Below are 17,431 nucleotides of genomic sequence, written 5' to 3' on the forward strand. Positions count from 1 at the left end.
CGGTCATGGGGCGGCGCTCGCGCCACCCCCTTACATCAACTGTATCTGCTCCCCGGCCTCTTCCGCATCGGGCAGGGCTCCCAGTGCCGGCAGCTTTTTCCGGTACCTTGCCGGGTTTTGCAGCATCCCTTCCGCATAGGCCACCGCGCCCATAACCCGCTGCCCTTTTTTCAGGTTCATGGCCTGCACCCCTTGGGTGTTTTTGGTGGACTTTGCCCCCACCAGCCCGGTATGGAACAGCAGCATCCGCCCGGAACTGGCTGTCAGCAGCACTTCGCAGTCCTCCGCCAGTTGCAAAACCGCCGCTACCGGCGATTTATCGCTGTAGGCGCTGAGCAGCTTGCGCCGGTTTGTCTTGGTCTGGTATGCGGAGAGCTCCACCTTTGCCGCCTTGCCGTTCTCAAAGATAAACAGCATATAGCCGGAAAAATCCACGGTAGCCGCCATATAGATGGCCCGCTCCCCCTCCTCCATCTGCATCTTTGCCGGGATATAATCCCCCAGCAGGCTGGTCTTGCCGTCATCAAAGTCCGCGCCCCGTGCCTTGTAGACCTGGCACTTGTCCGAGAAGAACAGCAGTTCCCCGTTGTTCTGGCCCTCCAGCGCCTGGGCGATCTGGTCCCCTTCCTTTAGCTTGTGCTCGCCGCTCATGCGCAGGGACTGGGGGGTGATCTTTTTAAAGTAGCCCTCCCTGGTAAAGAACAGGTGCACCGGGTAATCCGGTACCTCTTCCACCTCCACGGTTTCCTCCACCTCGTCGGCGTACAGGAGGATGGTGCGCCGGGGTTTCCCGTAGGCTTTTACCACGGCCTCCAGTTCTTTGATGATAATCGCCTGGATCTTCGCCTTGGAGCCCAGCACCTCTTCCAACCCGGCAATGTCCTCTTCCAGTTGCCCGGTTTCCTCTGTGCGCTTAAGGATGTACTCCCGGTTCAACTGGCGCAGGCGGATTTCCGCCACATACTCGGCCTGGGTTTCGTCAATGCCAAAGCCGATCATCAGGTTGGGCACCACCTCGGCCTCTTCTTCGGTTTCCCGCACAATGCGTATGGCCTTGTCGATGTCCAGCAGGATAGCCTGCAAGCCCCGCAGCAAGTGAAGTTTTTCCTTCTTTTTCCGCAGGTCGAAAAAGGTGCGGCGGCGCACGCATTCCATTCGGAAGGCCGTCCACTCCTCTAGCAACTGGCGCACCCCCAGCACCCGGGGCACGCCCCCTACCAGCACGTTGAAGTTACAGGCAAAGCTGTCCTCCAAAGTGGTCTGCTTAAACAGTTTTTGCATCAGCTTGTCCGGGTCCACCCCCCGTTTCAGGTCAATGGTGATTTTCAGGCCCTCCAGGTCGGTTTCGTCCCGGACGTCCGCTACCTCCCGCAGCTTGTTGGTTTTGGCCAGGTCCACGATCTTCTCCACAATCACCTCGACCGTGGTGGAGGGGGGGATCTGGGTCACATCGATGCAGTTGGCGGCTTTGTCGTAGCTCCACTTGCTGCGCACCCGGAAACTCCCCCGGCCGGTTTCGTAGATTTTCCCCATCTGCGCCCGGTCAAAGATCAACTGCCCCCCGCCCGGAAAGTCCGGGGCTTGCAGGGTGTGGAACAGGTCTGCCTGGGGGTCGCGCATCAGGGCAATGGCCGTGCGGCAGACCTCCGCCAGGTTAAAGGAGCAGATATTGCAGGCCATACCCACGGCAATGCCTGTACTTACATTGGTCAAAATGGCCGGGAAGGTGCCGGGCAGTAAGGTGGGCTCCTTCATGGTGTTGTCATAATTGTCCACAAAGTCCACGGTGTCCCGGTCAATATCCCGGAACAGTTCCCGGCAGATCCCGTCCAGCCTGGCCTCTGTATACCGGGGCGCGGCCCAGGCCATGTCCCGTGAGTACGCCTTGCCGAAGTTCCCTTTGCTGTCCACATAGGGGTGCAAAAGGGCGTCATACCCCCGGCTCAGCCGCACCATGGTGTCGTAGATGGGCCCATCCCCGTGGGGGTTCAGTTTCATGACCTCGCCCACGATGGTGGCCGATTTCTTCCGCCCCTCCCCCAAAAGCCCCATTTTGTACATGGTGTACAGCAGCTTGCGCTGGGAGGGCTTGAGCCCGTCGATCTCCGGCAGGGCCCGGCTTAAAATCACGCTCATGGCGTAGGGCATATAGTTCTGCCGCAGGGTGTCCCCCACGTCCTGCTCTACGATCTCCCCCGCCCCGGCAATGTAGCCGTGCACCTTGCCCGTGCTTTTGGGGGCCTTTCTCTCTTTTCTTGGCATATTCTCACCCTTTCCTTTCACGAACTAAGGCCGCGCCCCGCCCAGCCTCTTCAAAAAATGCAGCACCAAATCGTCGTCGTTCCTGCATGGGCCATAGGCCGGGCAGACAGCCTCTCCATACCATACCCCAGAGCCATCGGGCACATAGCCCCGTTTCACGTACATCCGCTGGGCGCTGCCGTAACCGCTGTGCAGGCCCACGGCCAGGTACACGCTGTCCCCATAGCCTGCGGCAGTTTCCTCCGCCGCGTCCATCAGGGCTGTGCCAATGCCCCTGCGCCGGTACTTCACCAGCACATTGAAGTCCACGATTTCCGGGATTCCCCTGCCGCCGAAAGGCCCGCCCAGTCCTTCTGGATACACAAAAATATACCCGGCCGGACCGCCCGCATACTCGGCCACAAAGCCCACAGCCTTACCGGCCTGCAAATCGGCCCACCGGCTTTGCAACTTTTCCTCTGAGCCGGACCAGCCCTGCTCCCGCTCGCTCCGGGCCAGGGCACCTACGTCAGGATATTCCATAGGGCGTACCATAAGCCCGCCCGAAACAGTACGGTTCATTGGGCTGCCTCCCCGCTACGTAAGATCTTCTCCATCGCCCGCCCCTTTGCCAGTTCGTCCACCAGCTTGTCCAGGCAGCGTATCTTCCGCATCAGCGGGTCGCCGATGCTCTCTACCCGCACGCCGCACACGGTGCCGGTAATCAGCCCCGCGTTGGGGTTCCAGGCCGGGGCCCCTGCCAAAAAGGCGCCGTATGCCACGTCCTTTGCCAACTGCTCTTCCAGCCCCGCCTGGCTATACCCTGTCAGCCAGCAGATGACCGTATCTACCTCTGCCCTGGTGCAGCCTTTGCGTTCCGCCTTTTGTACCAGCAGGGGGTACACCTTCCCCAGTTTCATGGCAAATACTTTTTCCTTGTCCATTCTGCCCCTCCTTCTGCCCCACGGCCCCTACCGCTCCTCAATCACCACACGGAGCCGGTCGCCGTCTTTTTTGCCCAGCTTTTGGCGGATGGCCTTGCGCACCCCGATGATATAGCAGATCTCCCCGTCGGGGCCGCGAAGGCCCATGTTGACGATGCTGCCGTCATAGGGTTCGCCGTCAAATGTGGCGTGCACCTTTACCCGGCCTTTGCCGAAAACCTCCCGGATATTCCAGGGGAAGGCCACATATGCCCCGCCCTTCTCCGGCAGTTCGTGTAGGGTTTCCTCGTACGCAAAACGTTTCCCCATAGCGCTCCCCTTTCCGGCTGCCCTCAGCTTACATCCAACTCTTCCGTATACTCCGCCCCGTGCGCGGCAATGTACTCCTTGCGCCCGGCCAGGTCGTCCCCTTGCAAAATTTCGAACATCCGGGCCGCGTCCTCCACGTCGCCGGGGTTCACCTTGATCAGCCGCCGGGTCTTGGGGTTCATGGTGGTCAGGCTCATCATGTCCGGCTCGTTTTCTCCCAGCCCTTTGCTGCGCTGGATGGTGTACTTCTTCCCCTCCAGCTTTTTCAAAAACTCCGCTTTTTCCTGCTCGTTATAGGCAAAGTAGGTTTCGTCCTTGCCGGTGATCTCGTACAGGGGGCTCTCCGCAATATACACCTTCCCCGCCTCAATCAGCGCCGGGGCCAGCCGGTAGATCATGGTCAGCAGCAGCACCCGGATCTGGAAACCGTCCACATCCGCGTCCGTACAGAGGATGACTTTGCTCCACCGCAGGTTGTTGATGTCGAACACGCCCAGGTTCTTGTTGGCCTTGGTTTTTACCTGCACCCCGCAGCCCAGCACCCGGATGAGGTCGGTGATGATCTCGCTCTTGAAGATGCGGTCATAGTCCGCCTTCAGGCAGTTCAGGATCTTGCCCCGTATAGGCATTACTGCCTGGAAGTTGCTGTCCCGTGCCTGCTTGACCGACCCCAAAGCCGAGTCGCCCTCCACAATAAAGAGTTCCCGCTCGTTCACGTCCTTGCTGCGGCAGTCCACAAACTTCTGCACCCGGTTGGCCATATCCAGCTTGCCGGTCAGCTTGGTTTTCAGGTTCAGCCGGGTCTTCTCCGCGTCCTCCCGGCTCCTTTTGTTGATGAGCACCTGCCCGGCGATCTTCTCCGCGTCCAATGGGTTCTCAATAAAGTAGACCTCCAGGCTGTGGCGCAGCATCTCCGTCATGGCCTCCTGTATGCCCTTGTTGGTGATAGCCTTTTTGGTCTGGTTCTCGTAGGAGGTCTGGGTGGAGAAGGAGGAGATCACGATTACCAGGCAGTCTTCCACATCCTGAAAGGTGATTTTTGCCTCCCCCTTGGTATACTTGCTATTCTGTTTCAGCCAGGCGTCTATCTGCCCCACAAAGGCGCTGCGCACGGCCTTATCCGGGGCGCCGCCATGCTCCAGCCAACTGGAGTTATGGTAATACTCCGCCACGTGCACCCGGTTGGAAAAGGCCGCAGCCACATTGATTTTGGTGTTATACTCCGGCATATCCGCCCGGTCACGCACCCGTTTCTCGCTCTGCCAAAGCTGCACGGCCGTCAGGCTATCCTCCCCGCAAAGTTCCCGTGCATGGTCTAAAATGCCGTTCTCATAGCAGAAATCCGTGGGCTCGAACACCCCCGGCGCCGTTTCGTTAAGGAAGTGGAAGGTCACCCCCGCGTTTACCACGGCCTGGCGCTTGATCACATCCAGGTAGTATGCCGGCTGGATGTCAATGTCTGTAAACACCTGCAAATCCGGTTTCCAGCGGATGATGGAGCCTGTGTCCTTTTTCTTGTAGGGCTCCTTATGCAGCCCGCCGATGTTTTCCCCATGCTCAAAGTGCAGGGTATACCGGTAGCCGTCCCGGCGCACGTCCACGTCCATGTACGCCGCGGCATACTGAGTAGAGCACAGGCCCAGCCCGTTTAACCCCAGGGAGTACTCGTAATTCTCCCCCGCATCATTGTTGTACTTGCCCCCGGCGTACAGTTCGCAGAACACCAGCTCCCAGTTGAAACGCTGCTCCTTCTGGTTGTAGTCTACCGGGCAGCCCCGGCCGTGGTCCTCCACCTGCACCGAGCCGTCCAAAAACCGCGTCAGGCTAATTTCCTTCCCGTAGCCCTGCCGCGCCTCGTCTATGGCGTTGGACAATATCTCAAATACCGAATGCTGGCACCCGTCTATCCCGTCCGATCCAAAGATCACCGCCGGGCGCAGCCGTACCCGGTCCGCCCCCTTTAGGCTTTGGATACTTTCGTTGTCATATGCCGGCTTTTTGGGCATGGTTATCTCCTCCTTACAGGTCGTTTCCAGTAACGGCCTCACCATAGGCGCAGCCGAGGGAACTTCTCTCTTGAAAAAGCCCCTTAAGAATCTTTCAAAACTTGTATGGCGTCATCTGCCGTGCCCTTTTGTTTGGGTCAGGCTTTTGGCTTGGCCGGCAGGTATATATAGGTTTTCCTTGCTATTTATCCATCGGTTGCCTTATGCCATTGCAGGGGTTATGGGCAGCCGGGGCCACAAATGGGCGCCCCTTTATTTTATCTCATTCTCCGGTTGATCTGCAAGCCCCGCAGGGCCAAAACCTGGAAAAAACGGAAAATCACCCGGCTTATGGGGGCACAGCGGACACTTCGTCACAGGGCCGCGGCCCTGTTTGCCAAAGGCGCAAAGAAAGGCCCTGTCGCGTAGAGCGGCAGGCCCCTTCTGGTTTTATTCTGACTGTTCCGGCCCGCTCCCCACAGGGGGCTTTACAGCCGGGGCAGGTTCCTCCCCGGTTTCCAGCGCGGGCATCTCCGCCGCACCCGGCAGCAGCGTGCCGTCCATCACCAACTGGAATTCCTTGTCGTCCAGCTTTTCCTTCTCGAACAGCACCCCGGCCAGCCGGTGCAATTCCTCCATATGGTCCTTCAAAATCTGCTCGGTCAGGCTGTAGGCAGTGGAGATGATCTTCTGTATCTCCCCGTCGATCTCCGAGGCCGTCTGCTCCGAGTAGTTGCTAATATGCCCCATCTCTTTGCCCAGGAAGGGGTTGGAGCCATCGGAGCCGTAGGTGATGGGCCCCAGCTTTTCGCTCATACCGTATTTCGTGACCATCGCCCGGGCGATCTTGGTAGCCCGCTCAATGTCGCTGCTGGCCCCGGTGGAGATATCATCCAGCACCAGCGCCTCGGCCACCCGGCCGCCCAGCAGCACCACCAACTCCTCCCGCATCTCCTCCCGGCTCCGGTAGGAGCGGTCCTCGGTGGGCAGGTGCATGGTATAGCCGCCCGCCATACCCCGGGGGATAATGGAAATTTGGTGTACCGGGTCCTGGGTCTTGCAATAATAGGAGGCAATGGCGTGGCCTGCCTCGTGGTAGGCTGTCAGTTTCTTTTCCTTCTCGCTCATCACCCGGCTCTTCTTCTCGGTGCCCACCACCACCTTAATGGTGGCCTCCTCGATTTCCCGCATCGTGATGGCCTTTAGGCTTTTCCGTGCCGCCAGCAAGGCCGCCTCGTTGAGCAGGTTCTCCAAATCAGCCCCGGTAAAGCCCGCGGTTGACTTGGCAATGGTGGAGAGCACCACGTCCGGGGCCAAGGGCTTGCCCTTCGCGTGTACCCGCAGGATCTCTTCCCGGCCTTTGATGTCCGGGTGGCCCACCGTCACCTGCCGGTCAAACCGGCCGGGCCGCATCAGCGCCGGGTCCAGAATATCAGGCCGGTTGGTGGCCGCGATCATAATGACCCCTTCATTGGCCCCAAAGCCGTCCATTTCCACCAGCAGTTGGTTCAGGGTCTGTTCCCGCTCGTCATGGCCGCCGCCCAGGCCCGCGCCCCGCTGCCGGCCTACGGCGTCGATCTCGTCAATGAAGATAATGCAGGGGTGGTTCTTTTTGGCCTTGTCGAACAGGTCCCGCACACGGGACGCGCCTACGCCCACAAACATCTCCACAAAGTCCGAGCCGGAGATGGAGAAGAAGGGCACCCCGGCCTCCCCGGCTACAGCCCTGGCCAGCAGGGTTTTACCTGTGCCGGGAGGGCCCACCAGCAGCACGCCTTTGGGGATTCGCGCCCCCAAAGAGTTGAACTTGCCAGGGTTTTTCAAAAATTCCACGATCTCCCGCAGTTCCTCTTTTTCCTCATCGGCTCCCGCCACGTCGGCAAAGGTGGTCTTGCGCTTTTCATCGCTGATCTGCTTGATCTTGGCCTTGCCAAAGTTCATCTGTTTGTCGCCGCCGCCCCCGGCGCCGCCCAGGTGCCGCATCATAAAAATCCAGAAGAAGATCAGCCCGCCGAACAGGATCACCGTGGGCAAAAGGCTAATGAGCCAACTGGTTTCCGCAGGCCGCACCACATCCTGCACCATTTTTTTGTCCGGGTGGGCCTCGTTATAGGCCGCAATGTCATCGGAAACGTCCCGGTAAAACAGATCCACGCTGGGCACCACAAAACCAATGGTAGTCCCCCCCGCGTCATCCAGTTTCAGGGCCATTTCACCCGTGCCCAGGTTTAGGGTATACTCCGTCACCCGCCCGGTTTCAAAATAGTTGAGAATGTCCGAATACTTGTAGGTTTCGCCTCGCGGCGCGCGGTTGCCGAACAGGAAGATGATGATAAACAGTACCACCACCGGTATCCCGATGTACAGCAGTAGGTTCCGCAGTTTTTTTCCGTTGTTGCCGTCCAAAGATTTGCCCTCCTGATGTGTTCTCCTAACCAGCGTTAAGGCCGTGGGGCTCTGCCCCACACCCCGCCACCTTTGAAAAGGTGGACGAAACTTTTTTGCCGCTACCCTGGCTTTTTCCGCCGCTGCCTTGCGGCCCGGTAGCGGGGGGTGCTTTTTTCTTTGCTTGATCTTGCTTTTTTGGGCCGTGGGGCCCTGCCCCACACCCCGCCACCTTTGAAAAGGTGGACGAAACTTTTTTGCCGCTACCTTGGCTTTTTCTGCCGCTGCCTTGCGGCCCGGTAGCGGGGGTGCTTTTTTCTTTGCCTGATCTTGCTTTTTGGGCCGTGGGGCCCTGCCCCACACCCCGCCACTTTTGAAAAGGTGGACGAAACTTTTTTGCCGCTACCTTGGCTTTTTCTGCCGCTGCCTTGCGGCACGGTAGCGGGGGATTGCTTTCTTGTGTTTATCTCTCGTTAACAGTATCGGTGGTTATCTCTGTGATTATCTCTGTTTTTTGCGGATGCCACCGGTTTATTCGTAAATTTCCGGTTTCAGCACCCCTACAAAGGGCAGGTTGCGGTACTTTTCCGCGTAATCCAGCCCATAGCCTACAATAAAGGCGTCCGGTATCCGCGCCCCCACATAGTTGGGGTTTACCGGGGCCTCCCGGCGCTCCGGCTTATCAAACAATGTGCATATCTTGATGCTCTTTGGGTTCCTGGCCTGCAACACCTCCAACAGGTAGTGCAGGGTCTTGCCGCTGTCCAAAATATCCTCCACAATCAGCAGGTCGTAATCCTCCAGGGGGATGTTCAGATCCATCACGATCTTCACCACCCCCGAAGACTTTGCCGCGCTGCCATAGCTGGACACCACCATAAAGTCAATGCCCGCCGGCACGGTAATGGCCCGCATTAGGTCGGCCATAAACACCACCGAGCCCTTCAGCACGCTGACCATCAGCAGGTTTTTGCCCCGATAGTCCCAACTGATCTCCCGGCCCATCCGGGACACAATGGCGGCCAGTTCCTCTTTAGTAAATAACTCCCTTTCAATGTCGTCCAGCATGGTCCTTTCCTCGTTCATTTCCCTCACTCCTCCGCAATTTCCACAACCCATACGGCCTGTGCGTCCCTCCCCGCCGCAAAACCCTCGGCGGCCCCGGCCCCCGGACACCATACCACCTGCCGGTTCCAGGCCAGCAGCGGGATGCGCCCCCGCAAAGGTGCCGGCACCCGCAGCTCTTGAAACACCTGTTTCAGCGGCTTGGAGAGCTTTCGCCCCACCGGCGCGAACCGGTCCCCTGGGCGGCGGTTACGCACGATCAAGTTTCCGTTCATTATAGCACAGTCCAGCGCATTTTTGAATAACAAATTTTGAATTTTTTCCTGATTTTCTATTTCCGCCTCCATTTTTTTCCGAAAAGCCCTGCCCGCCAGGCGTTCCGGGCCCTTCTGCCCCCCTGCCGGGCCGGGCCGGAAAGCCCGCAGCCTCACCCGCCCTTGCCGGGTATAAAGCCGCCGCAGGGTCAAACGCAGCCCTCCGGGCAGATAGAATGTGCCGGGCTTTACAGGCATCTGGTAGTCCTCCCCCGGCAACATGGGCCCGGCCCAAAACACCCCTTGGGCACAGTGCACGGCCACGCCGCCGGGCAGGTCCGCCCCGCCGCCTGCCAGCAGGCTCTCCGCCAGCAGCAGATGTTTCCTCTCCAACTGCCTACAGCCGGCCTCCTCCAGGTAAAGCCTGAGGGCCCGGCTCCGCAGGCTCTCGTGGGCGGCCAGCAGCACGGCTGTTTCCAGGCCCCAGCGGTTCCGGGCCCGCGCGCGCAGCGCCGCTGCCTGCTCCCCCAAAAACGCCTGGTCAGCGGATAAAAGCGCCGCAGCCTGGCCGGCAGCCTGTACAAAGCGGGGGTTCAGCTCCCGCAGCACGGGCATTACCCGGTGGCGCACCCGGTTGCGGGCATAATCCTCCTCCAGGTTGCTGCTGTCCGTGACAAACGCCAGCCCCTGGGCCCGGCAGTAGGTTTCTATCTCCTCCCTGGCTACCCCCAGCAGGGGCCGGAGGATCTTCCCCCGTTGCCGCGGTATGCCGCAAAGCCCGCCGCCCCCTGCCCCCCGGCACAGGTGCATCAAAATGGTTTCCGCGTTGTCGTCGGCATTGTGGGCGGTCAACACCCTATCCTCTTCCCCTGCTGCCAACTGGTGGAAGAACCCATAGCGCACCTCCCGGCCGCATTCCTCCAAGCCTTGGCCCCGTTCCCTGGCAAGGGTGGCCACGCCGGCCTGTAGTACCGCAATCTCTAGCCCCCAGGCCCTGGCAAAATCCTCGACAAAGCGCTGGTCCCGCAGGGCCTCTTCCCCCCGCAACTGGTGGTTGACGTGGGCCAGCAGCAGCCGGTCCTTTGCCACCCTGCCCATCAGCCAATGGGCCAGCGCCACCGAGTCCGCCCCGCCGGAGAACCCCACTACCAGCCGCCCCTTTGCCGGTATACCCTCTTCCCAGGCCCCCGGCAGCACCCGGCAGCACCCGCCGTCAGCCATTGCGCTCAAAGGCACGGGCGGTAAACCGCATAAACTCCGGCTGCCAGTGTACGGGGATATCCACCGTGGCCCCATGGCGATTTTTGGCCACAATGATCTCCGCGGCGTTCACATCCATATCCTCTGTCACTTCCCCGCCCTCGCTGGCGGCGTTGTACGCCTCCCGGTGGAGGAAAATGACAATATCCGCGTCCTGCTCAATAGAGCCCGAATCCCGCAGTTCTGAGAGCCCTGGCCGGTGATCCTTCGTGCGGTCCGTCGGCCTGCGCAACTGGGACATGGCAATCACCGGCACGTCCAGTTCCTTTGCCATGATCTTCAGGTTCCGGGTGATGTCGCTGATCTCGTTGACCCGGTTATCCGTCTTCTTCCCCCCGGACATGAGCTGCAAGTAGTCCACGATCACCAGTTCCACCCCTTTCAGCCTGCGCAGCTTTGCCTTCATCTGGCTTACGGTGATGCCCGGCGCGTCGTCAAAGTACAGCTCCGCCCGGCTCAGGATATCCCCGGCTTCCACCAGCCGGGCCCACTCCGCGTCCTCCATATCGCCGCTGCGCAGCTTGGTGCCCTCCACCGAGGCCTCGGTAGAAAGCAGGCGGCTTGCCAACTGCTCCCGGCCCATTTCCAGCGAAAAAAAGGCCACCCGCCGCTTGCCCGTAATGGCCGCGTGCCGGGCGATGTTCAGCCCAAAGCTGGTTTTGCCCACACCGGGCCGGGCCGCCAGCACGATCAGGTCAGAGCGGTTCAGCCCCGTAATGGTGCTGTCCAAAAGCCCTATGCCCGTGGCGATGCCCCGGTACTTGTCCCGGTCCGGGGAGTTCAGCAGGTTCAGCCGGTCAAAGGTTTCTACCAGCACATCCTTAATGGAGGCCAACCCCTCGGTTTCCTTGCTCTGCCGTATCTCGTAGATGCGCTGCTCGGCCGTTTCCAGCAGCATCTGCGCGTCCCTTTCCCCGGAGCCAGCCTCCTCCAGGATGCTACGGGCAGCCTGCATCAGGGTGCGCACATTGTACTTGTCTCGCACCATACCGGCATACAGGCCCACATGGTCCAGCGAGGGCACCAACTGGGCCAACTGGGCCAGGTACACCCGTCCCGCCTCCTGGTCAAACTCCGGATTCTCCCGCAGCTTGGTCAGCAGGGTTACAAAATCTACCGGCCGGCCAAAGGTGTACATCTCCAGCATCGCCCCGTATATCTGCTGGTTTACCACCCCGTAGAAGAAATCCGCCCGGGGCAGTATCTCCGCTACCTCGCTCAGGCATTCCGCTTTTAGCAACACCGCCCCCAGCACAGACTGCTCCGCCTCCAAGTTGAACGGCTCCCGCAGCCCGCCCTGGTAGGCCTGCCCCTCATAGTCCACTGGTTTTCCTCCTCCCGATGCGATGGATTTTTGGCCTCTGGCAGCTTAAACCCCTTTCGGCAGAAAGGGGTTTAAGGGTCAAAGGCTTTTGCCGGGCCGCAGCGCCCGCATACAGGTGTTACGCCTCGCAGACCGCCACGCTCAGGGTGGCGGTGATGCCGTTGTAGAACTTTACGTCAAAGCTGTAGGTGCCGTAGGCCTTGATCTCACTCTCCAGTACCACCTTGCGCTTGTCTACCTCTACGCCAAACTGCTTGCCGATCTCCTCCGCCAGTTCCCTGGCCGTTACGGAGCCAAACAGCTTGCCTCCCTGGCCGGCCTTCGCGTAGATTTTCACCGTTTTGCCGGAGATGGCCGCGGCGTTCTTCTGGGCCTGCTCGGTTTCGGTCTTGATCTTGTACTCTTTGGCCGCCTCGGCGTTTTTCAGTTCGTTCATAGCCTGGGCGTTGGCCTCTTTGGCCAGCTTGCGGGGCAGCAAAAAGTTCCTGCCGTACCCGTCGGAAACCTCTTTCAGTTCCCCTTTCTTCCCAATGGACTTTACGTCCTGCAACAGTACTACCTTCATGCCTATCATCCTTTCCGTCCATGTTTCTTGATCCTTGGGCGCCCATCCCTTCCCGGCTGAAAGCCCTTACCGGAAGGCCCTGCGCCCCTACTGTACGGTCATTTCCTTCAGTTTAACGTCCAGGGCCCGTATCAGCATCCGCCTGGCCTCGCCCAGGCTGACGTTTTTGATCTGGGCCCCGGCCATGGTAAAGTGCCCGCCGCCCCCGAACTCTTCCAAAATCAGTTGCACGTTCACGTCGCCCAGGCTGCGGGCAGACATACTCACATCGCCGCCCATCTTATACAGTACAAAGGAGGCCTTTACCCCCTGGATGGACAGCAGCTCGTCGGCGGCCTGGGCAGCGGCCACCCGCAAATCGTCTAGCTCCCAACTGGAGGTGGCAATGGCGCAGCCCTTGTAGATCTCCGCGCCGGAAACCAACTGGGCCTTGCGCTTGTAGCTATCCAGGGTGTTGGAGAACAGCTTTTTCACCGACACGGTGTCCGCCCCCCGCCGCCGCAGGTAGGCGGAGGCCTCAAAGGTGCGCACGCCGGTTTTTAGCACAAAGTTCTTGGTATCCAGCATAATGCCCGCCAGCAGCGCCTGGGCATCCGTCCGGTCAATGGCAGAGGAGCGGATATACTGCACCAACTCCGTCACCATTTCCGACGCCGAACTGGCATAGGGCTCGTGGTAGAAAATCAGGGCGTTTTTAATGTGCGTCACCATCATCCTGTGGTGGTCAATAACCACCACCCGGGGGATGCGCTCCAGCAGTTCCCGGCTCTCTACATAGTTGGTAGAGTGGGTGTCCACCACGATCAGTAGCGAGCGTTCCGTAGCCTGCTGCATAGCCTCCCCGGGGCTGATGAATACCTCCTCGCCCTGGTAGTTCTCGTCGATCATATCCACCAGCGTCCCCGCCAGGGTGCTGCCCCGGTTGATGACGATATTCGCCTGCTTTTCCAGGCCCTTGCGGATGGCGGCCCACATACCCACCGCCGAGCCCACGCTGTCCAGGTCCGAGTTGGTGTGCCCTATGACGAACACCCGGTCGCTGCCCGCCACATGGTCGCTTAGGGTAGCCGCGATGACCCTGGTACGCACCTTGTCCCGCTTTTCCACCCCTTTTGACAGCCCGCCGAAGAACTCGTATGTATCGCCCCCCTGCGTCACTGCCACCTGGTCGCCGCCCCGGCCCAGGGCCATTTCCAACGCCTGCCGGGCCCAGCGTTCGCTTTCGGCCACTGTCACCGCCCCCCGGCCCACGCCGATGGACACGGTGGCGCTCATGGTATTGCGGCTGTTTTTCACTTCCCGCACACGGTCCAGCACCTGGAAACGTTTCTGCTTGGCCTCCTCAATATGGGCGTCGTCTGTAACGAACAGGTACCGCCCGCTGGAAAGCTTGCGGATAAAGCCCTGTAGCTCCTCCAGCACCCAGCCGCGCAGGGCCTGTTCCACCTCCGCCGTAATCCGGGAGTCCTCGCCCCCGGCACCGTCCCGGGCCATTTCGTCCCGGTTGTCGAACACGGCCAGGCAGACCACCGGCCGGCGCTCCCGGTATTCCTTGCTGATGGCCTTAAAGTAGGTGTCATCCACAAAGTACACAATATACCCCTGCCCGGTGCGGGCGCCGTACACGGTATATTCCCGGCCCCCATAAGACACCGCCACCCCCTTCTCCTCCATAACCTGCCGGAAGGTCTTGGGGTAGATATAGCGCAAAATGCTCTCTCCCAGGCCCGGGTGCACGGCCCCCAGGGTCTGCGCAAAGGCGTTGTTTACCCACACCAGGTCGCCGGCAGGGGCCACCACGGCCACCGGCAGGGCGAATTCCTGCAGGGCTTCCGTTTCCTCGGCGCCCAGCACCTTGCCCGCTGCCCGCAGGGCCGCCACGGCGTTTTGCCGGTACAGCACCGCTGACACCGCCACTGCCAGGCAGCAAAGCCCCGCGGCGGTAAGCTCCACCGCGAACACTACCCGGCTGTACGGGTAGCTGGCGGCCGCCATTACCAGCATGGCCGCCGCCATCAGGTACATCAGCGGCGAGGTGACCCAAACCTTCTTTCTCCGCATCCTCTTCAGCTCCTTATTAAGCGCCCGTTTCTGTCAAAAAGCCCTTATACCGGGCCTATATCTCCATAATAATCGGCAGGATCATGGGGTTGCGCTGGGTCTTCCTGTACAGGAACCGGGAGAGTTCATCCTTCACGCTCTGTTTCATGCCGCTCCAGTCCCGCACCCGGCGGTTCGCGCACTCCTCCAGGGTTTTATATACCACCTTCCTGGCTTCTACCATCAACTCTTCCGACTCCCGCACATACACAAACCCGCGGGAAACAATATCCGGCCCGGCAACCACGTGGCCGTCGTTGGCGTCTACCGAACACACCGCCACAATAAGCCCGTCCTCGGCCAGATGTTTGCGGTCCCGCAGCACGATGCTGCCCACATCGCCTACGCCCAGGCCGTCCACCATCACACTGCCCGCAGGTACGTCGGCCAGCCGTTTCATGTGGTCCTCATGGATCTCCAGCACATTGCCGATATCGCCAATATAGATATCCTCCCTGGGCATCCCCATGGCCATGGCCAGCCCTGCGTGCTTTTGCAGGTGTTTCTGCTCGCCGTGCACAGGTATAAAGAACCTGGGCTTTGTCAGGGCGTGGATGAGTTTTAACTCCTCCTGGCAGGCGTGGCCGGACACGTGCACCTCGTACATGGATTCATAGATCACCGTGCAGCCCTGTTTCAGCAACTCGTCCACCACCGCGCCTACGGTCTTTTCGTTGCCGGGGATGGGCCGGGCGGACAGGATAATGAAGTCGTTTGGCCCAATGGCCACCTGCCGGTGGTCAGAGAACGCCATACGGGTCAGGGCGGACATGGGCTCGCCCTGGCTGCCGGTGGTAATCAGCACCAGTTGGCCGGGCTCGTAGCGGTTGATCAGGTTCAGGTCTACCAGCACCCCAGGGGGAATGTCCAGGTACCCCAATTCGCTGGCAATGCCCATTACATTTACCATACTACGCCCGGAAAGGGCCACCTTGCGCCCGTATTTTACCGCGCAGTTGATGATCATCTGCACCCGGCTGATGGAGGAGGCGAAGGTTGCCACAATAATGCGCTTGCCCTGGGCCCGGTTGAACAGTGCGTCCAGGGAGTCGTTGACCCGCTGCTCGGTCTGGGTATAGCCGGGCCTCTCCGCGTTGGTAGAGTCGGCCAGCAGGGCCAGCACCCCTTCCTGCCCCAACTGGGCAAACCGGGCCAGGTCAATCATTTTCCCCTCGGCGGGGGTAAAGTCGATCTTAAAGTCCCCGGTATGCACCAGCACCCCTGCGGGGCTGTGGATGGCCAGGGAAACCGAGTCGGCGATGGAGTGGTTTACGTGGATAAGCTCTACCTCCATGCAGCCCATTTTGATGCGGGAGCCCGGCGGGGTCACGTGCAGCCTGGCCGAGCCGGTGAGGCCGTGCTCTTTCAGCTTGCTCTCGATCAGCCCAATGGTCAGGGCCGTGCCGTAGACAGGCACATTGAGCTTTTTCAGCAGGTAGGGCACCGCGCCAATGTGATCCTCGTGGCCGTGGGTGATGACCACGCCTTTGATCTTCGCCCGGTGTTTCTCCACAAAGGCAAAGTCCGGGATGACCAGATCCACGCCGGGCATATCGTCGTCCGGGAAGGCCAGGCCGCAATCTACGATAAGCATATCGTCCTGGCACTCATATAGGGTAAAGTTTTTGCCGATTTCATTGAGGCCGCCCAGGAAATACACCTTGATTCCGGGCTTATTGGAGCGCCTGGCACGGCCCCGGCCCCGCTTGGGGGCGGCCTGCTGGCCTGCCGGCTGCGCCCCCTGGGCAGCCCGCTGGGCCGCGGCTACCTGGGCCGCGGCAATGGGCGCTGTGCCCATGCTTTGCCGGCGGCCACCCTGGCCACGGGCGCCCTGCTGGCGCCCGCCGGGCTTTTGCGCCTTTTGGGATTTGGGGGACTGGGAGGGTTTACGCTTGGCGCTACCCTTCTCGTTGCCGGGGGCCCGGGGGCCGGCTATTTTGCCGATTTTGGGGGCATCGGCGGCACCGCTTAGGGGCTGGTCCTGGGGGCGGGCGTCGCGGGGGGTGGGCTGGCGGCGGGGACGGTTGTTCTTCTTTTCCATGGCTGTCACACATCTTCCTCCTTGATTTGGTTTGGTGGCGGCGGGGCGTTGCGCGGGCCGGTATCGGCCAAAAATGTGGGTTTTGCATGAAATTTGCCTGCCAATCAGCCAAAACGCTCAGCAAAACGCACAGAAAAAGCGCCTGCTTTTCCCGCCTGTTCGATCTATTTGAACCGGCCCGCAGGCCGGTTGAATACCGAAAACTATAACAAAAAACGGCGTTTGCCGTATGGTGCCTATAAATATTACTCTCCATTTTACTATATCACGCGGGCGCTGTCAAGGGGGAATGGCACCTCTTCCTCCCTTCCCCTGCACACCTGCAACCTGTATTTTTATCAATTTCCCCGTGTTTTTATCCGCCTACCCCCGCCTTCCCCCCGCTTCTTCCCCACTTCTCCCCCCGTTATCTCCCCGGTATCACCCCACTCTTACCCCATTATCCCCTACTTCTCCCTTACCTGCTGTATATTTATGCACCTTTTGCCTCTCTGCTTTTTTGCCTCCGGCGGCGGAGAGTTGGCGTAGCCAACTCTTGGGCTTCTGCCCCTAAGAACCCCACCACCTTTGAAAAGGGCGAGGGCCGCCAGTGGCGGCCGTCACGAGCCGACCGAACCGGCAGGTGAGACGACGAAACTTTTATGTTTGGCTACGGAAACTTTTTTCTTTTCCTCACGTGAGAATCCTCGATAGCATTGTTAAGAATTTGAATTTTATTTTTTGTTTTGAAATGGGACTATCGTGTGCTTTTTTGGTGTACAGAGATTTTTAATGTTATATGCTATTTTATTGATTTAATTAAAGAAAAAGAGATGGGATTGGCAAAGGTGTTCTTATCATTAGGGCTTGTTTGAAAATAGAGGAAATGACGGATTTTTGACCAGAAGCGGTCAGCTTCAAGGAGAAAACCGCAAGGAATACTTGCGTATTACGAGGATTTTCGACGCAGGAGATGGCT

General features: G+C 59.8%; 12 protein-coding genes. All 12 read right to left on the reverse strand.

Translation table 11 applies throughout. From position 1 onward, the window contains the following. Positions 1-30 precede the first annotated feature (30 nt). On the reverse strand, positions 31-2,262 hold the full coding sequence (locus U8U01_RS12290) for a DNA gyrase subunit A (protein WP_322174599.1): 2,232 nt from the start codon (positions 2,260-2,262) through the stop codon (positions 31-33). A gap of 24 nt (positions 2,263-2,286) precedes the next feature. Next, complete coding sequence (locus U8U01_RS12295) at positions 2,287-2,823, reverse strand: GNAT family N-acetyltransferase (RefSeq protein ID WP_322174600.1); 537 nt, start codon at positions 2,821-2,823, stop codon at positions 2,287-2,289. Further along, positions 2,820-3,185 carry a DUF2200 domain-containing protein gene (locus U8U01_RS12300; protein WP_322174602.1) on the reverse strand — a complete coding sequence of 122 codons (366 nt, stop codon included), beginning with the start codon at positions 3,183-3,185 and terminating at the stop codon, positions 2,820-2,822. The genes U8U01_RS12295 and U8U01_RS12300 overlap by 4 nt, the downstream gene beginning before the upstream one ends. A gap of 27 nt (positions 3,186-3,212) precedes the next feature. After that, positions 3,213-3,494 (reverse strand): DUF1905 domain-containing protein, encoded by a 282-nt coding sequence (locus U8U01_RS12305; protein ID WP_322174604.1) that lies wholly within the window; start codon positions 3,492-3,494, stop codon positions 3,213-3,215. 23 nt (positions 3,495-3,517) lie between these two features. Next, positions 3,518-5,500: a DNA gyrase/topoisomerase IV subunit B gene (locus U8U01_RS12310; protein WP_322174606.1), complete on the reverse strand. Its 1,983-nt coding sequence runs from the start codon at positions 5,498-5,500 to the stop codon at positions 3,518-3,520. Between the two features lie 429 nt (positions 5,501-5,929). Next, positions 5,930-7,885 (reverse strand): ATP-dependent zinc metalloprotease FtsH, encoded by a 1,956-nt coding sequence (gene ftsH, locus U8U01_RS12315; protein WP_322174608.1) that lies wholly within the window; start codon positions 7,883-7,885, stop codon positions 5,930-5,932. 510 nt (positions 7,886-8,395) lie between these two features. Then, a complete protein-coding gene (gene hpt, locus U8U01_RS12320; RefSeq protein ID WP_322174610.1) occupies positions 8,396-8,950 on the reverse strand; it encodes a hypoxanthine phosphoribosyltransferase in 555 nt (184 codons plus the stop codon). 5 nt (positions 8,951-8,955) lie between these two features. Further along, positions 8,956-10,404, reverse strand: a complete 1,449-nt coding sequence (gene tilS / locus U8U01_RS12325) for a tRNA lysidine(34) synthetase TilS (RefSeq protein WP_322174617.1) — start codon at positions 10,402-10,404, stop codon at positions 8,956-8,958. Beyond that, positions 10,397-11,767 carry a replicative DNA helicase gene (gene dnaB / locus U8U01_RS12330; protein ID WP_322174612.1) on the reverse strand — a complete coding sequence of 457 codons (1,371 nt, stop codon included), beginning with the start codon at positions 11,765-11,767 and terminating at the stop codon, positions 10,397-10,399. Before dnaB ends, tilS begins: the two co-directional genes overlap by 8 nt. A gap of 118 nt (positions 11,768-11,885) precedes the next feature. Continuing rightward, entirely contained in the window at positions 11,886-12,332 is a 447-nt protein-coding gene (rplI, locus tag U8U01_RS12335) for a 50S ribosomal protein L9 (RefSeq protein WP_322174614.1), read from the reverse strand. A gap of 87 nt (positions 12,333-12,419) precedes the next feature. Then, entirely contained in the window at positions 12,420-14,393 is a 1,974-nt protein-coding gene (locus U8U01_RS12340) for a DHH family phosphoesterase (protein ID WP_322174615.1), read from the reverse strand. Positions 14,394-14,448: 55 nt separating this feature from the next. Next, a complete protein-coding gene (locus U8U01_RS12345; RefSeq protein WP_322174618.1) occupies positions 14,449-16,473 on the reverse strand; it encodes an RNase J family beta-CASP ribonuclease in 2,025 nt (674 codons plus the stop codon). Between the last annotated feature and the right edge of the window lie 958 nt (positions 16,474-17,431).

The sequence above is a fragment of the Acutalibacter caecimuris genome (genome assembly GCF_034335085.1).
Classification (GTDB): domain Bacteria; phylum Bacillota; class Clostridia; order Oscillospirales; family Acutalibacteraceae; genus Acutalibacter; species Acutalibacter caecimuris.

What these genes read in the sequence shown, in the direction of transcription:
- U8U01_RS12290 (WP_322174599.1), bottom strand. Translation starts at nt 2,262, where the DNA reads ATGCCAAGAAAAGAGAGAAAGGCCCCCAAAAGCACGGGCAAGGTGCAC.
- U8U01_RS12295 (WP_322174600.1), bottom strand. Translation starts at nt 2,823, where the DNA reads ATGAACCGTACTGTTTCGGGCGGGCTTATGGTACGCCCTATGGAATAT.
- U8U01_RS12300 (WP_322174602.1), bottom strand. Translation starts at nt 3,185, where the DNA reads ATGGACAAGGAAAAAGTATTTGCCATGAAACTGGGGAAGGTGTACCCC.
- U8U01_RS12305 (WP_322174604.1), bottom strand. Translation starts at nt 3,494, where the DNA reads ATGGGGAAACGTTTTGCGTACGAGGAAACCCTACACGAACTGCCGGAG.
- U8U01_RS12310 (WP_322174606.1), bottom strand. Translation starts at nt 5,500, where the DNA reads ATGCCCAAAAAGCCGGCATATGACAACGAAAGTATCCAAAGCCTAAAG.
- hpt (WP_322174610.1), bottom strand. Translation starts at nt 8,950, where the DNA reads ATGAACGAGGAAAGGACCATGCTGGACGACATTGAAAGGGAGTTATTT.
- tilS (WP_322174617.1), bottom strand. Translation starts at nt 10,404, where the DNA reads ATGGCTGACGGCGGGTGCTGCCGGGTGCTGCCGGGGGCCTGGGAAGAG.
- rplI (WP_322174614.1), bottom strand. Translation starts at nt 12,332, where the DNA reads ATGAAGGTAGTACTGTTGCAGGACGTAAAGTCCATTGGGAAGAAAGGG.
- U8U01_RS12340 (WP_322174615.1), bottom strand. Translation starts at nt 14,393, where the DNA reads ATGCGGAGAAAGAAGGTTTGGGTCACCTCGCCGCTGATGTACCTGATG.
- U8U01_RS12345 (WP_322174618.1), bottom strand. Translation starts at nt 16,473, where the DNA reads ATGGAAAAGAAGAACAACCGTCCCCGCCGCCAGCCCACCCCCCGCGAC.